Genomic DNA, 22624 nt, shown 5'->3' with positions numbered 1-22624 from the left:
AAAAAGCTTCTTGCTCATGTAATCCCTCCATTGCTTACTCCAGTATACAAAAAAGGTACCCACAGCCTGAACGCCTTTTTTCAAAGTGTCCAGTCTATGGGTACCAGTGTATTATGGCCCTTTCTTTTTTCCTATTCCCCCTCGAATCAGCATCACCTAAACTGTCTTAAGCTGAACAAAAAGCCAATATTCGCAGGCCTGAAGAGTATTGTGGAGAGCTAACAGGTCAGGCTAGTTTATTTCATTGAACTAATACCAATAAATAGGAGGGTTTATTTGCTATAATCACCATTAGTATAAGTTATTTCATTTTATTGGGGGCAGGATAAATTGAATTCAAACTATATCTTAGACGACGAGTTCATGTTAATTAAGGCTGATCTTAAGGAATTTGCAATACACTACACAACATATCGAGAAAACATTTTTTTTAGACAAAGCTGGGAAAGACGATTGTCTATTTTTGATGATGACACCTCTAGTTACTGGATTACATATAAGAACAAGCGAATCGGCGGTGTTTGTATTGAACCAAATTCATTATCCTCTTTCTTCACAGAACCACCATTCATTGATACACTTCCATTGCTTGTGAGGTTGAAAAAGCTTCTTCTAGAATGTTCTGATTTAAGCCAACCAATTCACGCATATGGAATATTACCATATCAAATAGAACATTTTTTGCGTTTGGGCTTTATGCCCATTGAATCAAGGCGAATAATGATAAGACCAACCGAATTTTTTGAATCACAAGACTGGGGAGAAGAATTGGAGATTGTGACCCCAACTATAGAATACATCGAGAAGATAGTTGAGTTGTGTTTTAAATCCTATTCAGGCATTGATAGTATTGGATTATCAGCTGATAATACGATAGAGCAGCATAAGCAAAATCTTGAATTTTATTTCTCGAATAACAAAGCAGAAGTCTTAAGAAAGGCATCTTGCATCGTATTTGACAAATCAAACAGCCAAGCGGTAGCAGTCTGTTTAGTATCTTTGTGGGAAGATCTCCCATTAATAGCTGACATCGCTGTGATTCCTCAATATCGTGGAAAACATATCGCAACAAAATTATTAAAGAAAGCATCCACTGTGTTGAACAAAGAGTATGACATTCTTCGTCTCTTTGTAACTGTTGGGAATCCTGCAGAATCACTATACTATAATTTCGGATTTTATCCGGGGTTAGTGCAAACTACATTTCATCTGCCGTACCGACATGTAGAAGATTAAGCTCCCTCGGTACGATTAAGTTTTCTCACGAATGCTCGCTTATTCGCAGGATTTCACCCTTGTTAGACATGTATGAAGGAAGCTCGGGTGACCACTTCATAGACCTGGACAACATGGAGGCGTGAGGAAATAGAGGGGGAGGCTATTCCTCCATGTTCTTCCCAAAACTCGTACAACGAAACGATAGGTATCGATTAAGCTGCTAACTGAAAAGGCAACGTTTTTAGGGGGGGTGTAGGCTTCGCCGCTGCGAGCCATCCCAACAAGTATTCGAGCTAACTTGCCACAACATTTCATAATGGACCTCATTTTCTTCATCTTCTTCACCTGCACATTGTGTGCATGTATCGCTTGGGACTCTGGGTTGTTCATGACCAAACTCATCGTCATCATGAAGATGAAACGTCAGAGGCGGGATCGTCCCCGTTTGCTAATTTTCATCTGTCCCGTCCATTTGCCTGAGCTTGCTTCTGTTAGGGTAAGGCCAGCATGCCGCAGTAGGGCATTACCATGAACAAATCCGCTCAAATCCCCATGCCAACAATGGCCGCCGTTAAAGCATGGGCAGATTGCAGCGACTGGATCCACTGAAAAAGGCTGTGAAAACCTTGCTCATCATTGGAGAAGGATAGAGGATTACCGACCACGATTCCTCAAAAGTTAACCGCACGAGCGACATGTGTTTGCTGTGCGATGTCGATCCCAACGACTAGATGTTGGGCCGAAATTTTTTCAATCCGATGATTTTGTTTGTCCTGCGATTTAAACTTCATAGTAGAGCGTCCTCCTAAGATGATGGGATTTAAAGGGCTATGACCCGTTGCGTACTCCCATCGTACCGAGGCGCTTGTTTTTTTGAAAAGCGGAAATTTAACGCTCTACAGGAATATCGGGGCGAGCAGTAAGACTGCAATAAGCAAATCCAAAACCGCACAAAATTCCGCATACCCTCATCTGACGATCTTCCCTGATCGGTAGTGGGTGATGTCCCATACCGTATGGCCAATATAACCTGCCGCTAGTAGTATCAGTCCTGTTTCTCTGTTGACGTAGACGGATACTAATGAGATGACGCCGAATAAAACTAATGCGATCGCTTGTATCAAGATAATACGAACCCCGTGGAGATGCCCGCGAATTGCACCTGAAATCGGGTAGACAAGCGCTGCGAGAAACAAGATTAACGACATGGGGTCAGTTGAAGCAGGAAGTCCTGAGGCCGCTATGATCAGCGCGACTAAAGAAGGCCATCGTTTCTTAACTAATTCTATACAAAAAAACTTTTTTCTTCCTTTTTCTTTGACATCTTTTTTTCGGGCCCATTCCATGGCACTCACTCCTCGTTTTTTTTCACACACAAAAAATATCACAATGCGATTCGTTTTGCGTCTATCTGGGGTTGATTTTTTTTGAGTGTCTATATCGAACGATTGATGAGGAAGGTGGAATGATCTGTTATGATGAAGTAAACCAACCGATTGAAGGAAAAAAACAATGAATAAAAACGTATTTCGGTGCCTTGACACACATGCCGTGCATATCACCTTTATCGTCGCCTTTTTCGTATTAATCGTGCCAGAGTATCCATTTCTACGTATCCACGTACTTATCGTTTACGCTGTTTTCGCGGTCTGTTACATTTGGATGGCAGCAGCGCCTAAAGGCTGGTGGAACGTTAAGAGGTACGTCATTGCGATTTGCGTTCTTGCTGGCATAACCGTCATCATTCGTACTGGTCATTCCGAATACCCTGATCACCGCATTTTCTGGCCTTTGTTGTATATGCTGGGTGTAGCGGACCAGAGATGGAACCGTTGGAACGTTACGCTCGCTGCCGTTACCGTTTGCATTATTTTTGGCATGATGATGGTCGACGGTTTTTCTTATGGCGCTCTAATCGCGGCTGTACTGATGTATATAGCGGTCAAAAACCAAAACCTGCTTCGTGAAGCGGATCGAACGAACCGAAAACAACTAGAACAATTGAATGCGGCGTATTCCGAATTGCAGCAAACAACCGTCCAGGCTATGGGTTATGCGGCGTTGTCGGAACGTACAAGACTGGCGCGCGACATTCATGACGGGCTCGGTCATCAGATGACCTCGCTTATTGTTCAACTTCAAGCCCTAAAGCTGATGATTCCGAAAGATCCGCATGCGGCGTCAAACAGCGTGGACGAAATTCTGAAAGTTGCTAGGAAAGGGATTGATGAGGTAAGGTTTGCAGTAAAGGAATGGTCTGATGATGAGAAGGGTCTAGGACCGATCGCATTGAAAGGCCTAATCTCCCAAATCGAAGCCAATTCTCTGATGAGAATACAATACAAAGTAATAGGACCTATCGGAGAATGGCCGGTTAAATGTAGCGTAATCCTTTACAGGATTTTGCAAGAAGCGTTAACGAACACACTCAAGCACGCACCTGATTTAACCGGGAAAGAACAGTTCCTTGGCACCTTGACGGAGCGTGAAACGGAAGTTTTACAGCTGCTGGCATACGGTAAGCGAAATCATGAAATATCTGCGATTCTATGTATATCCGAAGGCACCACTAAAACGCATATACACCATATCATTCAAAAACTTGGGGCCCAGGACCGAACTCAGGCAGTGGTCACTGCAATTCGAATGAAGCTTGTGAAATAAAAACAATCAGAAAATTATTAGAATGTATTTATGAAATGAGAAAATTCGAATGAGGAGAAAAAAATGAAAATATTGAATATCTTCAAGAAAAGAAAACAGCTGCCGCTTATAGTATGTTAGACCCGGAAAGTACAGTGGAAAAAATAGATTTTGATCAATAAGAATGACTTCTGAACCTGTGTCAGAAGTCATCCTTTTTTTTTCTTGTTGACCTGAAAACTCGAATTTGAAATAATAGCAAGCATTAATAGAGAATGATAGAGCTGTTTCATTTGGAGGGATAGATATGTACGGCGTACTGGTCGTCGACGATGAGCCGCATCACCGCCGCGGAATTGCGGATATGCTGCGGAGCCTTAGACCGGAATATCGTATTTTTACAGCAAAAGACGGTGAAGAAGCGCTGCGGATTGTACGCGATAATCGGGTCGATATCATCGTTACTGATATCAGGATGCCTAATATAGACGGGCTGCAGTTAATTGAAGCCTTAAGCAAGCAGTCATGCCGCATCAAAATTGTCATCCTCAGTGTATACGGGCAATTTGATTATGCAAGGAAGGCGTTAACGCTTGGAGCCTTTGATTATCTGTTAAAGCCGCTCAAGCAGGAAGAAATGAGTGAAATGCTGGGCAAGCTGGAGGCCTCCCTGGAGGAGGAGAAGCAGCAAATGCTCGAAGAAGAGTCACTGAAGCGGAAGCTTCATTCTACTGTACCCGTATATGAACAGCATCTCTTAAACAGGTGGGCACGTGGGGAGCTCAGTGACGGTGACCGGGAAGAGATTTCCCGTCTCCTTCCGGATATGAAAGCTGCGCTGGTCATAACCTTAAAGTTCAATCAAGTAGAGGAGTTTAAAGAGTCCAAGCTGAGCTTCAAGTCATGGTTTCAGCCGTTATTGGACTTGATTGGTTCTTCGATTTCTTTTTATCTGGACGGTATGGAGCCGCTTCTAGTCTCGATCCTTTCACCGAAGCATCAGGTCGAATGGCTGCTGCAGAGTGATCTGGTTCAACTAGCCGAAGTTATCAGCCGGGTACAGCTTGAGTTCGGGCTGCCTGTTGCCATTGGGGTAGGCGAGATTATGGCCGATCCTTATAGGGATATCCATCTTTCATTCAGGCAGGCGATGGACGCTCTTGATTTTACCTTTTATCAGGGTTACAGCTCTCTTCTTATCTTTTCTGAAATCGCTTACGATCCGAAAAAGCCAGTCCTGCGGCCTTATTCATCTGAATCTAAAATCGGAACTGCCGTTACGCAGCTGGACCGGAAATTGGCGGAAGAGGCATTGGAGGAGTTCATCAGCCAACTGCTGGAGGGCAAGCGTCCGTCACCTGTTCATCTCAAGGAACGAGTAATGTATATGATGGTTACCCAGACGAAAAACAATGAAGCAATGATCGGCAGAGAGGAAGCCGGCAATCTCATTTCGGAAATGGAGTTTGAGCTGCCCGCCTGTCCATCGCTGGGAGAACTAACCTCGAAGGTCTCTTATTATTTGGGGAGAATCATCGATGGAATGGAAAATCGGAAGAAGAACAAGAGTCAGGTCATTATCCAGATGTGTATCGATTACCTGGAGGAGCATTACCTGGAGGAGCTGTCTATGGAGATGATTGCGAGGCGTTATTTTTTCAGTCCAGCGTATTTCAGCAGCCTGTTCAAGGTGCAGACCTCCCTTACCTTTACGGAATATTTGCTCCGGCTGCGTATCGAGAAAGCCAAAGCCTTCCTGGGTGATTCTGACCGGAAGGTGTCCGAGGTTGCGTTCGCCGTCGGTTTCCGGGATGCCGGCTATTTCACACGGATATTCAAACGGGAGACCGGATTGTCTCCGGAAGAATACCGTAAGAACATGGTGTTCTAGGAGGAAGTTATGCTATGCGGCTTAGAAACAAATTGATTATCTCCTACATCGTGTTGATTACGCTGCCGCTTGCCATTCTGGGGACAGGCTTCTATTTCACAAGCCAGCAAACTATCCAAAAGCTCGCCCGTGATAATGTGCTTGAAATCGTCAAGAAAAACAACCAGCTGATCGACGAGCGGCTGCTTAAATTACAGAACGACAGCCTGTCTCTGATGACAGAATGCGATCTGTTTCAGCTTTTTAACGGCGCTCCGAGCAAGGACGGACTAAAGCAGCTTCAAACGGATAGAAAAGTTAAGGAGATTTTGAACCGGTACTTCTCGCAGTCCGGTTATCTCTACTCCGTTCAGCTGGCAACCCGGAATTATTTGTACGGGGATAAGGGGAAAAACACATTCCCGCCAAAGCAGTTCTACGAGACGGATATGTATACCAACGCAAGGATGGAGAAAGGAAGCATAGCCTGGATCCCGACCTATGATTATTCCTCGATGTACAAGCTTCCGGAGCTGGACGACGCAGATCTGGAGTATCGCCATCTGTTCTCGGCTGTCAGAGAAATCAGTCCGTCCTGTGTCCGCGACACCATTATTGTGCATGCGAAGAGCGGCTCCGAGCGGCCTTATCTGATCATGAACTTCCAGGAATCCCTGTATGCTGACGTATTTAAGGGTAGTATTCCGATCCACGGCGCTTCTTACTTGGTAGCGAATGCCGATGGAGCTATAATAGCGAGTCAGAACGAGAATAGTCTGGCTCGCGCAGAATGGCTTCAGCCCTTATGGCCGAAGGGAAGCGGTACGGCTATGCTCACCATAGGCGGGGAAAAAATGCTTGCCTGCTTTGCTACTTCTGCCGTGACCGGCTGGATGTCGGTTGTACTGATTCCTCCGAAAGAGCTGGTTGCCGGTCTAACCAAGACCATCAATGCCTTTACTCTGACGCTTGGCGTATCCCTTCTGATCATATCGCTGCTGTTCGCTTACTGGATTTCCTCACGGATAACCTTGCCTGTTAACAAGCTGCTTCTTGCCATTAAGCGAGTTGGTACGGGTGATTTCAATGCCAGGATTGAGGTGCCAAGCCCCAGCAAGGATGAGTTCGGGCATGTACTCACGAAGTTCAACAGCATGAATGAGAGAATCGGGCAGCTGATTGACGAGAACTTCGTGGTGAAGCTGCGGGAGAAAGAGACGGAGATTATGGTGTTGAACATTCAGCTCAATCCCCACTTTCTCTACAATACGCTCAATATTATGAACTGGATGGCGGTTAATGGAGACAAGGAGCAGGTGAGTAGCATGCTGATTAGTCTCTCCCGTATGCTCCATTACACGACAGATAATACTAGGGATTCCTCCAAGCTTGAGGCTGATTTGAATTGGCTGAAGGACTATATGGTTATTATGAAAAGCCGTTTTGACGAGCGCTTCGAGATATCCTTCGAGATTGATCCCGAGCTGCTTGGCGCAAGCGTACCCAAGCTGTTTCTGCAGCCTCTCGTCGAAAACTCCATCATTCACGGCTTCCGAAATATGGAGTCGGGCGGCGTTATAACCGTATACGGCCGCAAGTCCGAAGACGATATGCAATTTATCGTGGAGGACAACGGCTGTGGAATAAATGCAGACCGCCGGGTGCCCGGGCAAGGCGGAAGCGTTGGACTCCGTAATGTAGACAAGCGAATCAAACTGCTATACGGCAGTCTTTACGGCATCGAAATCGAGTCCGAGGAAGGCCTCGGCACCCGCATCGGCCTGAAATTCCCGTACAAGCCTCATGAGTAATAAAATACGCGGTGCAGGGTCAATACCTGCATCGCTTTTTCTATGCTCAAATACAAAGGCTCCGCCATTCCGAGCAACAGCGATCGGAAGATATTTGAATGCACAGCCTGTACATTAACCACCATCCAGCGCAGTCTGCCATTTAACCGCCCCACGCTCTATGATCGTAAAATCGTCCGCAAAACGAAAGATTGTTCAATAGGCTTTTCCGAGGGAAGACGCTAGACTATGAATTAGCCGCTGCAGCGAACTAATGAAAATGAGGGGGAATCATTTGATGATAAGGAAAAGCTTGCGTAAATTGTCTTTACTGACTGCTCTGGGTTTGTCTCTTGTCTCCGTTGTAACCGCTTGCGGAGGGAACGAGAACGGCAATTCCGGTTCTTCTTCCTCATCCAGTAGTCCGTCAGCCAATACAAGCGGGGCAACGGACAGCAAAGAGAATGTGCAGCTGAAGTTTACTTACTGGGGAAGTCCTCAGGAGAAGAAAGCGATCGAGGATGCTATCAAGGCTTTTGAAAAGCAGAATTCTAATGTCAAAATCGAAGGCCTGCACATTCCGGGAGACGACTTCCTGCAAAAGCTGAACGCGATGATCGCGGGCAACGAGGCGCCGGATGTCAGTTACTCGGGCTCCTGGAAATTAAAAATGGGCGAAGAGGGCCTGATCTATAACTTTAACGACCTGATGAAAGACGACCCGACCATCAAGAAAGAAGACTATTTGACTTATGCCTGGTGGAACTGGGATACGGACAAGAGTGCGGGTCCTTTCCAAGCATCTGTTACACCAAGCCTTATGTATAATGCCGACATGTTCGAGGATGCCGGCGTGGAGACGCCTCCGACCAAAGCGGAGGATGCATGGACTTGGGACGAATTCGTGGCTGCAGCGAAAAAGCTGACCATCGACCGGAACGGCAAACACCCCGATGATCCGGGCTTCGATCCGAAGAACATCAAACAGTATGGCGTGAAATACAGTCTAGGATGGAACGGCTACATGCCGCTTGTCCTGTCCAATGGCGGAGACTATCTGAGCGCGGACGGGACAGAGTTTGGACTGTCGAAACCTGAAGCTACGGAAGCTATTCAGAAAATTGCCGACCTGATCAACGTCGATCATGTTGCTCCATCCCCGGTTCAGGCGAGCAGCATTCCTGCGCCAGCAACTGCGCTGCAATCGAAGAAGGTTGCCATGGTAGTTGATGGAAGCTGGAACCATCTCGATCTGAGCAAGACGAAGCTCAATTGGGGCGTTGGCGTACTGCCGATCTTGAAGGATTATAAGACTTTCTTCCATGGCGGCTCGCTTGTTATCTTCAAGAGCACGAAGCATCCGAAGGAAGCGTGGGAATTCTCCAAATTCCTGACGGATCCTAACAATGTGCTGGAAATGCATCAAGGCTTGTGGATGCCGCAATTGAAAAAATGGTACGAGGATCCTGCGCTCATCGACAAATGGGCAAGCGAAGAGCTGCCTGGCCGACCTGCCGGCTTCCAGGATGCCGTTATGAAATCGACCTACGAGCATGAAGTGCCATCCCCGGAAAACAACGTGAAGAACTTCGTCGAAATCGATGCTGCTGTCGGCCCTGCCCTGGATCAGGTGTGGCTCGGCAAGAAGAAGGCAGAGCAGGCGATGAAGGAAATCGAGTCTAAAGTGAAACCGCTCGTGAAGGGTACCTACTTAAAATAATCGGTCGTGGGGGCGGCCCTGTGTTCAGAGAAGAGCATAGCAAGCAGGACCAAGACCGCCCCCTCTATCCGTTAGAAAGGAGCCGATTGCATGTCAGCCATCTCGACCGAAATGCAGAAGAACATAAAGCCCAAACGCAAAGCGCTGAAAAACGACCTGAATGGCTTCCTATTTGCATCACCTGCGATTCTCGGCTTTATCCTGTTTACGCTTGGCCCTATGATTTACAGCTTTTATGTGAGCTTTACGGATTTTTCAGGCACCAATGTACCGGAATTTATCGGACTGGACAATTACAAACGGATGTTCAGCGGCGAGGATCAATACTTTTACAAGTCGCTTGGGGTCACCATCTATTTTGTTGTTCTGAGTGTACCAACGGCTATTATCTACTCTTTTCTTATCGCGCTTCTCTTGAACAGGGATGTTAAAGGAAAAGCGGTATTCCGGACCATCTTCTACCTGCCTTCCATTGTTCCGATTATTGCCATTTCGTTTATTTGGCTGTGGCTGCTTAACCCGGATCTGGGGTTAGCGAATGAAATGCTGCAATCGCTGGGACTACCGACGAGCCAGTGGATATTCGGCGAGAATTCCGTTATCCCGTCGCTTGCGATGATGAACCTGTGGACGACGGGAGGTACCATGATTATTTTCCTGGCCGGGCTGCAGGACATTCCGAGACAGCTGTATGAAGCCATTGAGATGGATGGCGGCTCGCGCTTTGCGAAGCTCCGTCATATTACCGTCCCGATGATGACCCCTACGATATTTTTCAATCTTATTATGGGTATCATTAACGGCTTTCAGATTTTCTCCCAGGCGTACGTGATGACAAACGGCGGCCCAAATAACGCGAGTCTATTCTACGTGTTTTACCTGTACCGCGAAGCCTTCCAGTTCTCCCGCATGGGCAGCGCGAGCGCTATCGCGTGGGTGCTGTTCGCCATTATTATGGTGCTGACCATTATTATTTTCAAAACCTCGAGAAAATGGGTTTATTACGAAGGGGATGGAACGCGATGACCAGACAGACCTGGATGGAACGAACGCTTGTATATGCTGTGCTTCTGGCCGGAAGCGCGTTCAGCCTGCTCCCGCTCGTCTGGTTATTGCGCAGCGCGCTGATGGACATGGGGCAGATCTTCGAGATGCCGCCCGTGTGGATTCCGAATCCCATCCGTTTCTCGAACTTTTTCTCTGCGCTTACGACGCTGCCGTTCGGGCGGTATTTTATCAATACAGTAATTATTGTAGCTCTTACGATAGCCGGCGTGGTCATTACTTGTTCCATCAGCGCTTACAGCTTCGCGCGCATGAAATGGCGGGGCCGCGATCTGATGTTTGGTCTCCTGCTGTCGAGCATGATGCTGCCTTACGCGGTGACGCTTATTCCTTCCTTTGTGGGCTGGAGCAAGATTGGACTGACCAATTCCATTGTTCCTCTGGTTGCGCCCGCGTGGTTTGGAGGCGGAGCCTTTAATATCTTCCTCATGCGTCAGTTCTTTATGAGCATCCCGCGGGATTTGGATGAGGCTGCTTATGTGGACGGGGCGAGTCACTGGCGAATTTTTATATCGGTTATCGTGCCGTTGACGAAGCCTGCTCTAATCGTAGTTGGATTGTTTACTTTCTTAGGTTCCTGGAATGATTTCCTCGGACCGCTTGTATATTTGAACAGCGAGTCCAAATATACATTGGCCTTAGGGCTGCAGCAGTTCAAGGGCATGTACGCGGCGGAATGGCATCTGATGATGGCAGCGGCAACGGTCGTACTGGTTCCCGCTATTATCGTGTTTTTTATTGGGCAGAAGTATTTTGTAGAAGGTATCACCTTAACGGGAATTAAAGGCTAATTAGGAAATGGAGCGATAACAATGCACGAACTTTATCTGCGCAAAGAAGGAACTTCCCATCGCGACTCCAGCTGGGACCGAACCGGCGGCAATCGGGATTTCATGGATATTAAAGCAGGAACAACGGCGGTTATCTCGAATATTCAAGGCTCGGGGATTATCAGGCATATCTGGATGACCATTGGCGCCCGGGACAAATACGCCTTCCGCAAGGTTCTAATCCGCATGTATTGGGACGGAGAGAACGAGCCAAGCGTCGATTCGCCTGTCGGCGACTTCTTCGGGGTGGGGCATGGCGTGGCCAGCCACTACGTTTCCATGCCCCTTAACATGATTACGACCCAAGGCGGTGTGGAAAATAAGGCGGCCATGAACTGCTTCTTCGAAATGCCGTTCCGCCAAAGCGCGCGGATCGAGATCGTAAACGAGTGCGAGAACGATATGGTGCTCTACTTTTATGTGGACTACGTGAAGCAGCCGGTGTCCGAGGACAGCTTCTATTTCCACGCTTCGTGGAGAAGAGAGAATCCGACCAAGGGGACGGTTGATCTGGACCAGCTTAAGGCGGAGCAGGATCAGCAGAATAAGCCGAATTATGCCATTGACGATAGAGTATGCGGGATGAAAAACTTGACGGGCGATGACAACTACGTTCTGCTGGATGCCGAAGGCGAAGGCCATTATGTAGGCTGTAACCTGAGTATTGATCATATTAATCCTGTTCCGGGCTTCAGCTGGCCGGGCGAAGGGGATGATATGTTCTTCATCGACGGGGAGCCGTGGCCGCCACGCCTGCATGGTACAGGAACGGAAGATTATTTCTGCGCTGCGTGGGGTTATCCGTCAGGCAAATATGATGCGCCTTACCACGGCTTATCGCTGTACGCACCGATTCGGGAGAACGGCAATGCCTGGAAGGAGAGCAACACGATCTCATTCAACGATTATTCCGGCAAAATGACGCAGTACCGTTATCACATCACCGATCCGATCATCTTCCGAAAATCAATTCTCTTTAGCATTGAGCATGGGCACGGGAATGCGCAGTCTAACGATTATTCGTCGGTGGCCTATTGGTATCAGCGCGAGCCGCATAAGGCTTTCCCCGAAATGCTGCCGGTAGCCCTTCGGCTGCCGCTTGCCGAGAAGGAAAGTGCGAGACGCTTCTATCGGACATTCTAATTGAAAGGGAGAGCGATAATCATGGATCGATATAGACCGAGGTATCATTTTACGGCACCACGTAATTGGATGAATGACCCGAATGGACCTTTTCAGAAGGATGGCGTTTATCATTTATTTTATCAGCATAACCCTTCAAAGTCGGAATGGGGCGATATTCACTGGGGACATGCCACAAGCACGGATCTGGTGAACTGGACGCATAAACCAATCGCTCTGGCGCCTTCCCGGGAGCTTGGCGAAGTTCATGTCTTCTCTGGCTGCTCCGTTTTGAACGGCGATGAGGTGATTCAGTTCTATACGAGCATCGGCGATGGCAACCGAAACCCGACAAACGGGGCGCAGCAATGGATGTCCAAGGGGACGGACATGACAACCTGGGTGAAGCAGGACATCAATCCGGTATTAACAGCCGAGCTGCACGGCGGGCTTGAGGTGACGGAATGGAGAGATCCATACGTCTGGAGGGAGCAGGATGGCTGGCGGATGCTGCTTGGCGGCCGGGCCGAAGGCAAAGGCAGCAGCTTTATTTATCGCTCCGATGACTTAGAGAACTGGAGCTTCATAGGAATTTTTCATCAGGGAGACGAGCAGATCTGGGAGTGCCCGCATATTTTCCGCTTTGGAGATAAAGCGGTCGTGTTCTATTCGCCAAGCAAGCAGGTCCGTTACGTGTCTGGCACATTCAGCGAAGATAAATTAACGGATGTTAGGAAGCATGGCACCGTGGACTACGGCGGCTTTGAAGGCTATTATGCCTCCACCGGATTTGTAGATGAGCAGGGGCGCCGGGTGATGCACGGGTGGATTCCGGAAGGAAGAGGCGAAGAATTCCCGGCGACGCTGGACTGGGCAGGGGCACTTGCGCTGCCGCGGATTGTTGAACTGAAGGAGAACGGTGCGATCGCGATGGTGCCGGTTCCGGAGCTGGAGACTTTGAGAGGCGAGAAATTCAGTCTGGAGAATATCCGTGCCGGGCAGGATCCTGTGAATACAGGCGTACGTTCAACGTCCTTCGAGAGCTTGCTGACGGTAGACCGAGCGGAATTGGAGAAAGGTGAATTGGTTATTTCCGTATTTGTCTCGCCATGTAGATCCGAGCGTACGGAAGTACGCGTGAATTTGGGGGCGAACACAGTGGAGATTGACCGATCCAAGTCCAGCCTGTTCCCGAATGTTCATAAGACGCCGGTTAGGGGAGAATTGCCTCCTGGAGAAGGTACGGTGAATCTTCGTATTTTTGCGGATCAGTCGATTGTTGAGGTATTCGTGGATAACGAAACCTGTCTCACCGCAAGAGCCTATCCTTCATTAGAGGATAGTGATGGTATCGAGCTTAGCGGCAGCAGCGAGCCGGTTGTCTCCAGAATGGACATTTGGAAAATGAACGCAGCGAATATCCGTTCCGAGGTTTAATTATTTATTTGAAGATGACTCCAGAAAACGTTCAGGAGTCATCTTTTTTCGCATTATTATATTGATTCTTGTATTATACTAGGATCTAGTATACAAAATATCCCATACGAGGAACGCCTGTTTCATTTTGAAGGCGATGGGGATTTAGATATACGGTCCCGTCAGGTTACCCGAGATCTCAACCCCACCAACATGTCAATTTTAACGAAAGCCTGAGATCCGATAAATGGGTGGAGAAGGCACAAGTTCGATCGCAATTTTAACGAGCTTTTAACATTGAACCTTGTCACAGAATTCTTTAATGCAGATGTGTGTGTCACCCAAAGGTCATTTTTTTTACTACTTAATATAAATGCCCAGTTCAGGTCATGGTTCTCAACATATGATAAAATAAAATCCGTAAAAATGGTGCAATTATGGATCATCAATTTGTTGAGAACGAGGCTATTGCCTTGATTAAAATGAACGAGCACATGAACCTGACAGAAGTAAACATAAATAATTAACCAATATATAGGAGAAAAATTAATAGTAATAAATTTCTGGACAATGAAATCATCCCATCAAAAGGCGTGGGTCATTATGAAAAACCACATGCTCCTAATCTATGTTTAAAACGTAATAACCAGATCGTGATCATTGATTATGGGGGATTTAAATATGAACAAAAATAAGAGATCAACTATTAAAAAAAAGAAAAAAATCATCGGAATAGGCTCGAGAAGAATTGTATATGATCTCGGCAAAAGTTACGTCTTAAAAGTTGCTAAATCAAAATATGGAATTAAAAGCAATAAGAAAGAAGTAATGACTTTTTATTCATCCCCAACTTCAATAAGAAAAAAGCTTGGCATAATTACTGGTTATGCAAATAAATATCATTGGGTAACCATGAAGAAATATAAACGGCGATTCTCTCGCCTCAAAAAATATAAACGGAAACTTTATAAACTTAAAAGGTTCTTTCGAAAGAACGGTATTATTCCATATGAAATTCTAAGACGGAATGGTAAGCCTAATTATGAAAACCTGCGCTTAAAGAAAAATGGAGAAATAATCGTGATTGATTACGGGAATTTTAGATTTCGCAGAAAAATATAGCAGCTCTGCCCCCCGTCCATGGGGGAGAGATAGAGCATCTTGAGAATAAAAAAACGATCATGACTTCTTGTAGCATCATAAAAGGTGCACAATTTTCAATATCAGTAAATCGAATGAATTAAACCGGTTGACGATACATCGATTAAAAGAATTAAAAGAGGGCATTAAACGAACCGATTTCCCGGTCTGGCACAAACAGCAGCTTGCCCTTTTATTTATGACCAACCCAGTTCCTTTTTCAAGGAGTTGAACGTTAGCCCAACATCAACAGGGTTTACAAAATGTATATTTATGATGTTAAGAACATTGTCCAGTCTGCGTAGACGGGGCAGTTGACAAAGTGAGGCTAGGGGAGCATTTCTCCTAGCCTCACTTTTTTTTTGCATATTTCCCTCATCATTTACTGTGACTTTCGGCGTCTATCCTCCCACTATTTTGCTTTTATCATACGCTTAATGTTTAAAATGTTCGGTGGTGTTCCGAATGCCTCTCTTGTATGTCTGGGTTAGGTTGTGACATCTTTTCATGGTTTCAAGGCTGCCCTCACACCAGATACGCCTCGCTTTTTGAATTCTCCTGTATGTCCTTGTCTTTGAACGTGCTACATTTCGCTCTTTAGCTTCTTGAAATAATGGGCGTTGTATCGTCTTTCGAGTACCTGTCTTACTGAAGCGGTTAGAACGCAATGGACATTGGTTACAATCTTTACTTTGTGAGGCGTACACCATACTGTCATGTCGACAGACCTTGCTTGCCTTTGAATAGGAATATTAAATAAACCCATCGAATATGAAGGACGAACGAAAAGCCTCGGACCGAGAAAGAGAGCGGAACAAGTGGAAATACCCAAGCAATTTATTTTTTATTACATATTCTATTTACAATATTTTTACTTAGCGGGATAACCATGATTGCTTATCGATACCAAGGAGAGAAACTTATGATGGACAAAAAGAAAAAATTGATCGGTTCGGGTCGCAAGCGAAATGTTTATGATCTGGGTAATGGTTATGTTCTAAAAGTTGCAAAATCAAAAGCTGGCTTACTAAGTAATAAGACTGAATTTTTACTTTATCATTCAAAGCGGGCAGGTCATTTAAGAAAGCATCTAGGTAAAGTCACAAAGTATGGGCATGGCTGGTTAATTATGAAGAAATACGTAAAACCCTTTTGCAATTCAATTAAATATCGAAAAAAATACCGAAGTTTAAAAAGGAAATTTAGGCGAAGCGGAATTAATCCATTTGATATGTATTCCATGACTCATAAAGGACCGAGTTTAACCAATTTAAGGTTGGGTTATAAAGGTGAAATTATCGTGATTGATTACGGAAATTTCAAATTTACGTCTAGGCATTAGAACTGTCTGTGATAACATCATGCCAAGGGAGAATGACATCGCGCTTTGCAGGCTTGCTTTATATACTCGTCCATACCCAGAGCTACTTCCATTCACATGGAGCTGCCTCAACAAGTTTTGAAATTGTTCGGTACGACGATCAACAGCGTGCAGAGCCGGATGGAAATAACTAATAATGGAGATTTGAGCTTATAATACCTAAGGTCATAAGGGAGGATGTATGAAGCATTAAAATGGAGTATTCAATTGGCAGTTCATGAGTATTTTTCGAACTGGCCCCTTCTGCCGAAACGGCGGGAGGGGCTTTTGTTAAATCGGCAAAAGACGGCTGTCCGCCTCATCAACCATCGCCACTCGTAAATGACTTGGATGGATGTCTGTTTACGAATCGTTCATGGGTGAACTGTCACTTAGATTTACAATCCGTCTCTTAAAAAAAGGAGTTACAGCGCAGCATTTTCCTGATCATACAGTATTAAGCTGTTCGAAACTCATCTCTGAAGGAAGTCCCATTCTCTTCTTCAATCGGTATTCCATCTATCCATCGGGGAATTCTTCTACTTTCGCTGCCATGGTTCAGGTCTGCCTGTTCTTGGAAGCCTTTGCGAAAGAATTTGCATAGATCGATAGGAGATGCTCCATGGACTCGATTTTTCATACATTCAGAAATAAGTTTCGGCGGGCAACCGCCGCCAGGCACTCCGGGGGGCAGCCAGTACGCGAGTTAACCACCGATTTGGACGAGCACTTCATACGTATCGACTGATAATGGTAGTTATGGTATTTATTTGATAATAACATATTCATATAAGGAGGATATGCCATGGAATAAGGCTTCCGATTGCTGGCACAAGCCGGATGGCAGGCGATTTTAAATAAATTCAAAACATATGTGGAAACGGCTAAAGAAGAATAAGAAAACTTCGCAGCCTTAGAAGCGCATGCTGACATCGGCATGCGCTTTGCTATGTTTGCCCAGGGGGATCAGTTATCTTGCTGCTGCAGCCGATCCGAAAAATTTATTAATCCAATCCACATCAGAAAGAACAGGCGATTTTTCAACCTGTTCTTTCTATGCGTATGAAGGGTCGCTACTCTTTTACGGCGCCCAGCACTATTCCCTTGACGAAAAACTTCTGAAGAAACGGATAGACAATCAGAATAGGTAGCATCGTGATGAAGATTTGCGCAGACTTGACACCGCGTTGGGAAAGGTTCTCCACATCGGATGGTGTCATCCCCAGCTTGTTAAAATCAATCGCTACCACAATGGTTTGCAGCAAGGTGGACAACGGCCATTTGTCCGGAGAATTGATAAACAGCATCCCCGTAAACCAGTCGTTCCAATGGCCAACCATACTAAATAACGAAAGTGTGGCGATGGCCGGCATGGAGATCGGCACATAAACACGAAACAGAATGTTGAAAAAATGAGCGCCATCCACAAGAGCCGCCTCTTCAAGCTCCTTGGGTAAATTTCTGAAAAAATTCATCATCAAAATGACGTTCCAAACGTTCAGCATCCCGGGAATGATATATACCCAAAATGAGTTAAGCAGACCGATCTTTTGAATGAGAATGTAGTAGGGAACCAGACCGCCGCTAAAAATCATAATGAAAACGAAAAACCACACGTAAACGTTCCTCTTTCGAAATGCCGATTTCGACATCGATAACGGATAAGCCGTTAACAACGTTATCAGCATAGAAAGTACGGTACCAATCAGCGTCCGTTCGATGGAAATGAGAAATGATTTGTAGAAGGCGGCGTTACCTAATGTTTTAGCATAATTCGTCCAGGTAAAGTCAATCGGCCAAAAAGTGACCAGATTTGCGTTCGCCGCCGATCTTCCGCTTAGGGATACCATCAAAATGTGCACCATCGGAAGCACGCAGGCGATACCGGAAATCATCAGAATCGCGACAATGAAATAATAAGAAACGCGATAGGCAGGATTTTTGTAATACATGATCGCACCCTCCTTCAGCTTTTTTAAAAAATACGATAATTGGCCAGCCGGTACGCGGCCCAGTACGAGAAGGTGATCAAGATAAAGCTTATGACGGATTTAAACAGGCCGACTGCCGCGGCGAAGCTATAGTTTCCTTCCTGGAAAGTACGGAAAACATATGTATCAATGATATCGCCTTGTTCAGTGACAAGAGGGTTTATCAGGTTATATATTTGATCGAAGTTGGCATTCAACACATTTCCGAGTGACAAAGTAAACGTGACGATGATGATCGGAAGCATGGATGGAAGCGTAACATAAATCGTTTGCTTCCACCTGCCGGCGCCGTCGATTTCGGCTGCTTCGTACAAAGCGGGGTTGATGCCCGCCAGCGTAGCCAGAAAAATGATTGTCGCAAACCCGAATTCCTTCCATATATCGCTAATGATGACCACAGCACGAAACCATTCGCCATCCCCGAGAAACATGACCGGAGTTACGCCGAACAAGGCGAGGAAACGGTTCATAATGCCGTCAAGGGACAGAATATCAAGCAGTATGCCACCCAGAATAATCCATGATAGGAAATGTGGCAAATAAATCAGGGTTTGTACGGTCTTCTTGAAGAAAACTTGGCGAACCTCATTCAACAGTAGGGCGAACACGATCGGTACGACCTGCCCCAAAATAATTTTAAGACAAGCAATTAACAGCGTATTTACGATGACTTGGTGAATATCTTTCAAGTCAAGCATAAGTTTGAAGTTATCCCAGCCCGCCCACGTGGAATCAAAAAAGCCAAGCCATGGCTTATAGTTCAAGAACGCCACTACGATTCCAGGCAGAGGAAGATAGTTAAAAATCAGCGCCAATAAAACCCCCGGGACCAGCATGACGTGCAGCATCCAGTTTTGTTTTGGCGTAGTCTGTTTACGGGCCTGCTTTGAGGGCGTGTTGTAGGTTTCAGAAGTCGGTGCTATATTAGACTTTAATCTCATGGCCTCTCTCCCCTTAATGTTGAGTCTTGCATATCGACAGCGGTTTTTTTTGCAACCCTTCAAGTATTTAATAAATGTAGTTTAGGTGAGAGCCCAATTTGCTGTAAACAACTCATTTTTAAGATATCCGTTGTTATTTTAAGGAGAGAAAGCTGTATGCATAAGCATAGGACGATTTTTTTTCGCATGAACATGGTAATTCTAAGCCTGCTTCTGCCGATTCTGGTTTTGTATGCGTATACAAACCAAACGAGTCTTAAAGTCATCAACCAAGAGATTGTCAGCAATAATGAGAATCAGCTGGATTTCCTCAAAAGACAAATAGAAACAATAGTAGATCGATTTACGTTTCTGCCGAGCACCTTTTCAAGAGATTCATCGGTATTGAATCTTGAGAAAAGCGTGCTGACGAAAGATTATTACGGCATGACGCAATACAGGCCAATACTGGAGGAGAAATTATATTTGCAAAGCTTTTCCGGCGGCTGGAAAAACGATTTGACCGTGTATTTGCCCGATGTCCAAATGCGGATTTCGACGGACAAGAATGACGCATACAAACCGGAACATATTCGACAGGTGAACATTGGCAAATGGGATTATCATTCGGGACATGACGATAACGGCTATTTCGATTTTTATTTTTCGGACCCTTGGAAGAAGGATGCTGCGAACGTAAATGCCGTTTTTGAAACGAAGCTGTATAGCTCCAGCATTGAAAATATGCTTGAAACCTACAAGGGTGAGAGCAAGCGGGACCCGTTTCTGCTTACCGCCGAAAGCGAGTTCATTGCCAGCGAGACGCCTAATGTGTCATTAATTCGGCATCTGAAAGAGAAGCTTTTCGAGAAGGGGTTAGGTAAGCGAGGGCACCTCGAACTAAATATAGATGGACAAGAATATTTTGCGGCATATGTTTATATTCCTTTGCTTGACGTCTATCTCGTCGATTATTTACCGTTGAAGTCCATCGTCTCCCCAATCATTAAGAGCCGCAACCTGTTTTATACATGCACCGCGCTGCTCCTTTTGATGAGTTTCCTTGCATTGGCACTTTTGTACCGGTACGTGCAGGTCCCCATTGCGGAACTGATCAGAGCATTAAAGGCATTCGAAAGGGGTGATTTTTCTTACCATATATCCAAGAAATATTATAACGAATTTGATTTTTTGACCTATCGGTATAACGAGATGGCCATCCAAATCAAACATTTGATCGAAAATGTGTACGAGGAACAGAACCGATCCCGGTTAGCAACACTTAAGCAGCTGCAATCGCAGATTAATCCTCATTTTTTGTATAATTGCCTTTCGTTTATCGCCGGATCGGCCAAGATGGGTCTGAAAGAAACAGTAATGGACATGGCATACAGCTTGGGCGATTACTATCGTTATTCTACGCGTGTTGAAAACCAAACCCCCGAGCTGCGGCAAGAAGTCGATCTGCTCATAACTTATTTAAATATTTATCAAATGCGTCTCGAGCGTATCAGTTACGCGATAGATATTCCCGAAGAAATGATGAATAGTAAAATTCCGAGGTTGATCCTTCAGCCTATTGTGGAAAATGCCATTGTCCATGGCCTGGAACCCAAAATGGGCAGCGGGCAAATTACGATTACCGGAAAAAGGCAAGGAGATGAGCATGTGATCATGGTGGAGGATGACGGGGTGGGCATGTCGAGCGAAAGCTTGTTTTCACTACAGCATAAATTGAACAGCTCGCTTTTGCACGATATGGGCTGTGGTGTCTGGAACGTGAATCAGCGTTTGAAATACCGGTTTGGGAGCAGCGCTGATCTGACTTTGTCTCCGTCGAAGCATTCGACCGGATTATGTGTGACTTTGAGATGGGATAGTAATCAAGATGAAGAGGTGACGGACGTTGAAAAGTATTTTGCTCGCGGACGATGAACCGATGCTGTTAACCAGCATGATGGAAATCGATTGGGCCTCAATAGGCATTCATCATGTGTATACGGCCGGCTCAGGCATTGAAGCTGTGCAACTGCTGGAAACGAATGCGATCGATATAGTGGTCACGGATATTCGGATGCCGGGGATGAGCGGACTTGAGGTTTGTGCATATGTGCAGGAGCACTGTCCACGAACAAGATGTATTATTTTGTCGGGCTACTCTGACTTCAAATATGCGCAGCAGGCTATCCAGACCAAGGCAGTCAATTATTTACTGAAACCCGTACAGGATGCCGAGCTGGTTGCGGTTGTAACCTTGACGCTGAATTCCATTGCGCAGGAATGGGAAGCGGTGAGTTCGGCGGAACGCGCAATCCAAACGCTTCGGCAAAACCTGCCCTTACTGCGTTCAAACCTGCTTAATGACCTTCTCTCCGGCAGCCATTATTCCGAACCGGCAATCGCGGAAAAGCTGAGAGTGTACGATGTCCGGTTTTCACCAGGGGATCCGTTCTATATGCTGATGATTCGATTAGAGAAATGGTACCTGGAATCAAACAACGATGAGCTTTCACTCTACGAATTTTCGGTAATGAATATTGTCAATGAGTTGATGCAGGAAGAGTTCGATCTGTGGTCCTGCAGAGATAGCCTGGGTTATTTGGTATGGTTAATCAAGCCGAAACAGCAGGAAAAAGAGAAGGACTCTTTGTTGGGAAAGCTGGCGAAGCAGGTACAGGCGTGTATTAACAGTTATCTTAGAGGGGAGGTCTCGGTACTGCTCAGCTTCAATGAGCGGTTCTTTAAGAAAGAGATTGTGTCGGTTTATCGACTGCTGCTCAGCCAATTTCGTAAACTGCCCCGAAGCGATCATGGTTTTTTTATCCGGCTTGAGGAGGGAGCGATTGATCATCATGTCCTACCTTTACCGCAGTTATATCAACCGCCTACCGTAATGCAGCTGCTGGAGGCTGGTCGATTCCAGGATGCCCGAAATAAGATTCTGTACGTATTCGAGGAACTGCGCACGAAAAAATTGGATGATCAAGAGCATATCCTGGAAGTGACGTCATCATTCTATAATGCCTTTTCCTATATGGCCCATCTCCAAGGTGTATCGATTGTCGACCTGGCCGGCGAAGAGATCGGCGGCAACTTTGACTACACGCTGTTCACAGGCTCTATTTCCCCAATTTTGGAATGGTTTCAGTCCATGCTGGACAGGCTGGAATCGTTAGTTGATAAGGAGGCGAAAGATGCACACGCTAATCTGGTGCATAAAGTACTCTATTTCATTGAGGAAAACATATCAGTCGACATATCGCTGCAGGCGATAGGCGACCATGTTCATTTGCATCCAGCATATTTATCCGGCGTTTACAAGCAGTTGACGGGTGAGAATATTAGCGACTACATTTACCGTCATCGAATGGAGAAGTCGGGTTATTTACTGCGGTCGACCGATATCAAAGTCTATGAATTGGCTCAGCAACTAGGGTTTCAGAATGCACCCTACTTCAGCAAATTATTTAAAAGTCACCACGGCATGACGCCACAGGAATACCGGGAGAAATACCGATTAGCTAAAATCTAAATATTTT

General features: G+C 45.8%; 16 protein-coding genes and 3 pseudogenes. 14 read left to right on the top strand and 5 right to left on the bottom strand.

The window, feature by feature from the left end:
* Nucleotides 1-330: 330 nt before the first annotated feature.
* Nucleotides 331-1236, top strand: coding sequence for a GNAT family N-acetyltransferase (locus tag AC0YOB_RS07680; protein ID WP_475792266.1), 906 nt, complete (start codon nucleotides 331-333; stop codon nucleotides 1234-1236).
* 222 nt (nucleotides 1237-1458) lie between these two features.
* Here AC0YOB_RS07680 and AC0YOB_RS07675 read toward each other — a convergent pair.
* Together AC0YOB_RS07675 and AC0YOB_RS07670 are read right to left on the bottom strand one after the other, a co-directional pair.
* A pseudogene (locus AC0YOB_RS07675) lies at nucleotides 1459-1770 on the bottom strand (transposase); the annotation flags it as partial.
* Nucleotides 1771-2186: 416 nt separating this feature from the next.
* The gene (locus AC0YOB_RS07670) at nucleotides 2187-2564 is read right to left on the bottom strand and encodes a hypothetical protein (protein WP_475792265.1); all 378 of its coding nucleotides are present in this window, start codon (nucleotides 2562-2564) and stop codon (nucleotides 2187-2189) included.
* A 166-nt stretch (nucleotides 2565-2730) separates the two neighbouring features.
* Between AC0YOB_RS07670 and AC0YOB_RS07665 the strand changes: the two are divergent.
* The 10 genes and pseudogenes from AC0YOB_RS07665 to AC0YOB_RS07620 all read left to right on the top strand — a co-directional run.
* Nucleotides 2731-3456, top strand: a pseudogene (locus AC0YOB_RS07665) (histidine kinase); the annotation flags it as partial.
* Nucleotides 3457-3687: 231 nt separating this feature from the next.
* Nucleotides 3688-3882, top strand: a pseudogene (locus AC0YOB_RS07660) (response regulator transcription factor); the annotation flags it as partial.
* 286 nt (nucleotides 3883-4168) lie between these two features.
* Nucleotides 4169-5752 carry a response regulator transcription factor gene (locus AC0YOB_RS07655; protein WP_475792264.1) on the top strand — a complete coding sequence of 528 codons (1584 nt, stop codon included), beginning with the start codon at nucleotides 4169-4171 and terminating at the stop codon, nucleotides 5750-5752.
* A 14-nt stretch (nucleotides 5753-5766) separates the two neighbouring features.
* Entirely contained in the window at nucleotides 5767-7542 is a 1776-nt protein-coding gene (locus AC0YOB_RS07650; RefSeq protein WP_475792263.1) for a sensor histidine kinase, read from the top strand.
* Between the two features lie 277 nt (nucleotides 7543-7819).
* On the top strand, nucleotides 7820-9241 hold the full coding sequence (locus AC0YOB_RS07645; RefSeq protein WP_475792262.1) for an ABC transporter substrate-binding protein: 1422 nt from the start codon (nucleotides 7820-7822) through the stop codon (nucleotides 9239-9241).
* Between the two features lie 111 nt (nucleotides 9242-9352).
* Nucleotides 9353-10267, top strand: a complete 915-nt coding sequence (locus tag AC0YOB_RS07640) for a carbohydrate ABC transporter permease (RefSeq protein ID WP_475792343.1) — start codon at nucleotides 9353-9355, stop codon at nucleotides 10265-10267.
* Nucleotides 10264-11097 (top strand): carbohydrate ABC transporter permease, encoded by an 834-nt coding sequence (locus AC0YOB_RS07635; RefSeq protein ID WP_475792261.1) that lies wholly within the window; start codon nucleotides 10264-10266, stop codon nucleotides 11095-11097. Before AC0YOB_RS07640 ends, AC0YOB_RS07635 begins: the two co-directional genes overlap by 4 nt.
* Nucleotides 11098-11118: 21 nt before the next feature.
* Nucleotides 11119-12279, top strand: a complete 1161-nt coding sequence (locus tag AC0YOB_RS07630; protein WP_475792260.1) for a glycoside hydrolase family 172 protein — start codon at nucleotides 11119-11121, stop codon at nucleotides 12277-12279.
* A 21-nt stretch (nucleotides 12280-12300) separates the two neighbouring features.
* Complete coding sequence (locus AC0YOB_RS07625) at nucleotides 12301-13695, top strand: glycoside hydrolase family 32 protein (RefSeq protein ID WP_475792259.1); 1395 nt, start codon at nucleotides 12301-12303, stop codon at nucleotides 13693-13695.
* Between the two features lie 660 nt (nucleotides 13696-14355).
* Entirely contained in the window at nucleotides 14356-14796 is a 441-nt protein-coding gene (locus AC0YOB_RS07620) for a hypothetical protein (RefSeq protein WP_475772657.1), read from the top strand.
* A 452-nt stretch (nucleotides 14797-15248) separates the two neighbouring features.
* Here AC0YOB_RS07620 and AC0YOB_RS07615 read toward each other — a convergent pair whose 3' ends face one another.
* Nucleotides 15249-15524, bottom strand: a complete 276-nt coding sequence (locus AC0YOB_RS07615) for a transposase (protein WP_475792258.1) — start codon at nucleotides 15522-15524, stop codon at nucleotides 15249-15251.
* A gap of 212 nt (nucleotides 15525-15736) precedes the next feature.
* Between AC0YOB_RS07615 and AC0YOB_RS07610 the strand changes: the two genes are divergently transcribed.
* Nucleotides 15737-16156 carry a hypothetical protein gene (locus AC0YOB_RS07610; protein WP_475792257.1) on the top strand — a complete coding sequence of 140 codons (420 nt, stop codon included), beginning with the start codon at nucleotides 15737-15739 and terminating at the stop codon, nucleotides 16154-16156.
* A 1091-nt stretch (nucleotides 16157-17247) separates the two neighbouring features.
* Here the strand turns inward: AC0YOB_RS07610 and AC0YOB_RS07605 are convergent.
* Both AC0YOB_RS07605 and AC0YOB_RS07600 read right to left on the bottom strand, forming a co-directional pair.
* Nucleotides 17248-18126 (bottom strand): carbohydrate ABC transporter permease, encoded by an 879-nt coding sequence (locus tag AC0YOB_RS07605; protein ID WP_475792256.1) that lies wholly within the window; start codon nucleotides 18124-18126, stop codon nucleotides 17248-17250.
* Between the two features lie 23 nt (nucleotides 18127-18149).
* Entirely contained in the window at nucleotides 18150-19013 is an 864-nt protein-coding gene (locus tag AC0YOB_RS07600) for an ABC transporter permease (RefSeq protein ID WP_475792342.1), read from the bottom strand.
* A 321-nt stretch (nucleotides 19014-19334) separates the two neighbouring features.
* Between AC0YOB_RS07600 and AC0YOB_RS07595 the strand changes: the two genes are divergently transcribed.
* Together AC0YOB_RS07595 and AC0YOB_RS07590 are read left to right on the top strand one after the other, a co-directional pair.
* Nucleotides 19335-21020: a sensor histidine kinase gene (locus tag AC0YOB_RS07595; RefSeq protein ID WP_475792255.1), complete on the top strand. Its 1686-nt coding sequence runs from the start codon at nucleotides 19335-19337 to the stop codon at nucleotides 21018-21020.
* On the top strand, nucleotides 20992-22617 hold the full coding sequence (locus AC0YOB_RS07590) for a response regulator transcription factor (RefSeq protein WP_475792254.1): 1626 nt from the start codon (nucleotides 20992-20994) through the stop codon (nucleotides 22615-22617). The genes AC0YOB_RS07595 and AC0YOB_RS07590 overlap by 29 nt, the downstream gene beginning before the upstream one ends.
* The last annotated feature ends 7 nt before the right edge of the window (nucleotides 22618-22624 follow it).

The organism is Paenibacillus sp. JT31N17, from assembly GCF_056269255.1.
This window is presented reverse-complemented; position numbering and strand designations above follow the sequence as displayed.

Coding starts and splice junctions, on each gene's coding strand:
- AC0YOB_RS07615 (WP_475792258.1), bottom strand. CDS start 15,524: ATGGTGTACGCCTCACAAAGTAAAGATTGTAACCAATGTCCATTGCGT.
- AC0YOB_RS07610 (WP_475792257.1), top strand. CDS start 15,737: ATGATGGACAAAAAGAAAAAATTGATCGGTTCGGGTCGCAAGCGAAAT.
- AC0YOB_RS07670 (WP_475792265.1), bottom strand. CDS start 2,564: ATGGAATGGGCCCGAAAAAAAGATGTCAAAGAAAAAGGAAGAAAAAAG.
- AC0YOB_RS07620 (WP_475772657.1), top strand. CDS start 14,356: ATGAACAAAAATAAGAGATCAACTATTAAAAAAAAGAAAAAAATCATC.
- AC0YOB_RS07650 (WP_475792263.1), top strand. CDS start 5,767: ATGCGGCTTAGAAACAAATTGATTATCTCCTACATCGTGTTGATTACG.
- AC0YOB_RS07600 (WP_475792342.1), bottom strand. CDS start 19,013: ATGCTGCACGTCATGCTGGTCCCGGGGGTTTTATTGGCGCTGATTTTT.
- AC0YOB_RS07635 (WP_475792261.1), top strand. CDS start 10,264: ATGACCAGACAGACCTGGATGGAACGAACGCTTGTATATGCTGTGCTT.
- AC0YOB_RS07625 (WP_475792259.1), top strand. CDS start 12,301: ATGGATCGATATAGACCGAGGTATCATTTTACGGCACCACGTAATTGG.
- AC0YOB_RS07655 (WP_475792264.1), top strand. CDS start 4,169: ATGTACGGCGTACTGGTCGTCGACGATGAGCCGCATCACCGCCGCGGA.
- AC0YOB_RS07640 (WP_475792343.1), top strand. CDS start 9,353: ATGCAGAAGAACATAAAGCCCAAACGCAAAGCGCTGAAAAACGACCTG.
- AC0YOB_RS07630 (WP_475792260.1), top strand. CDS start 11,119: ATGCACGAACTTTATCTGCGCAAAGAAGGAACTTCCCATCGCGACTCC.
- AC0YOB_RS07605 (WP_475792256.1), bottom strand. CDS start 18,126: ATGTATTACAAAAATCCTGCCTATCGCGTTTCTTATTATTTCATTGTC.
- AC0YOB_RS07645 (WP_475792262.1), top strand. CDS start 7,820: ATGATAAGGAAAAGCTTGCGTAAATTGTCTTTACTGACTGCTCTGGGT.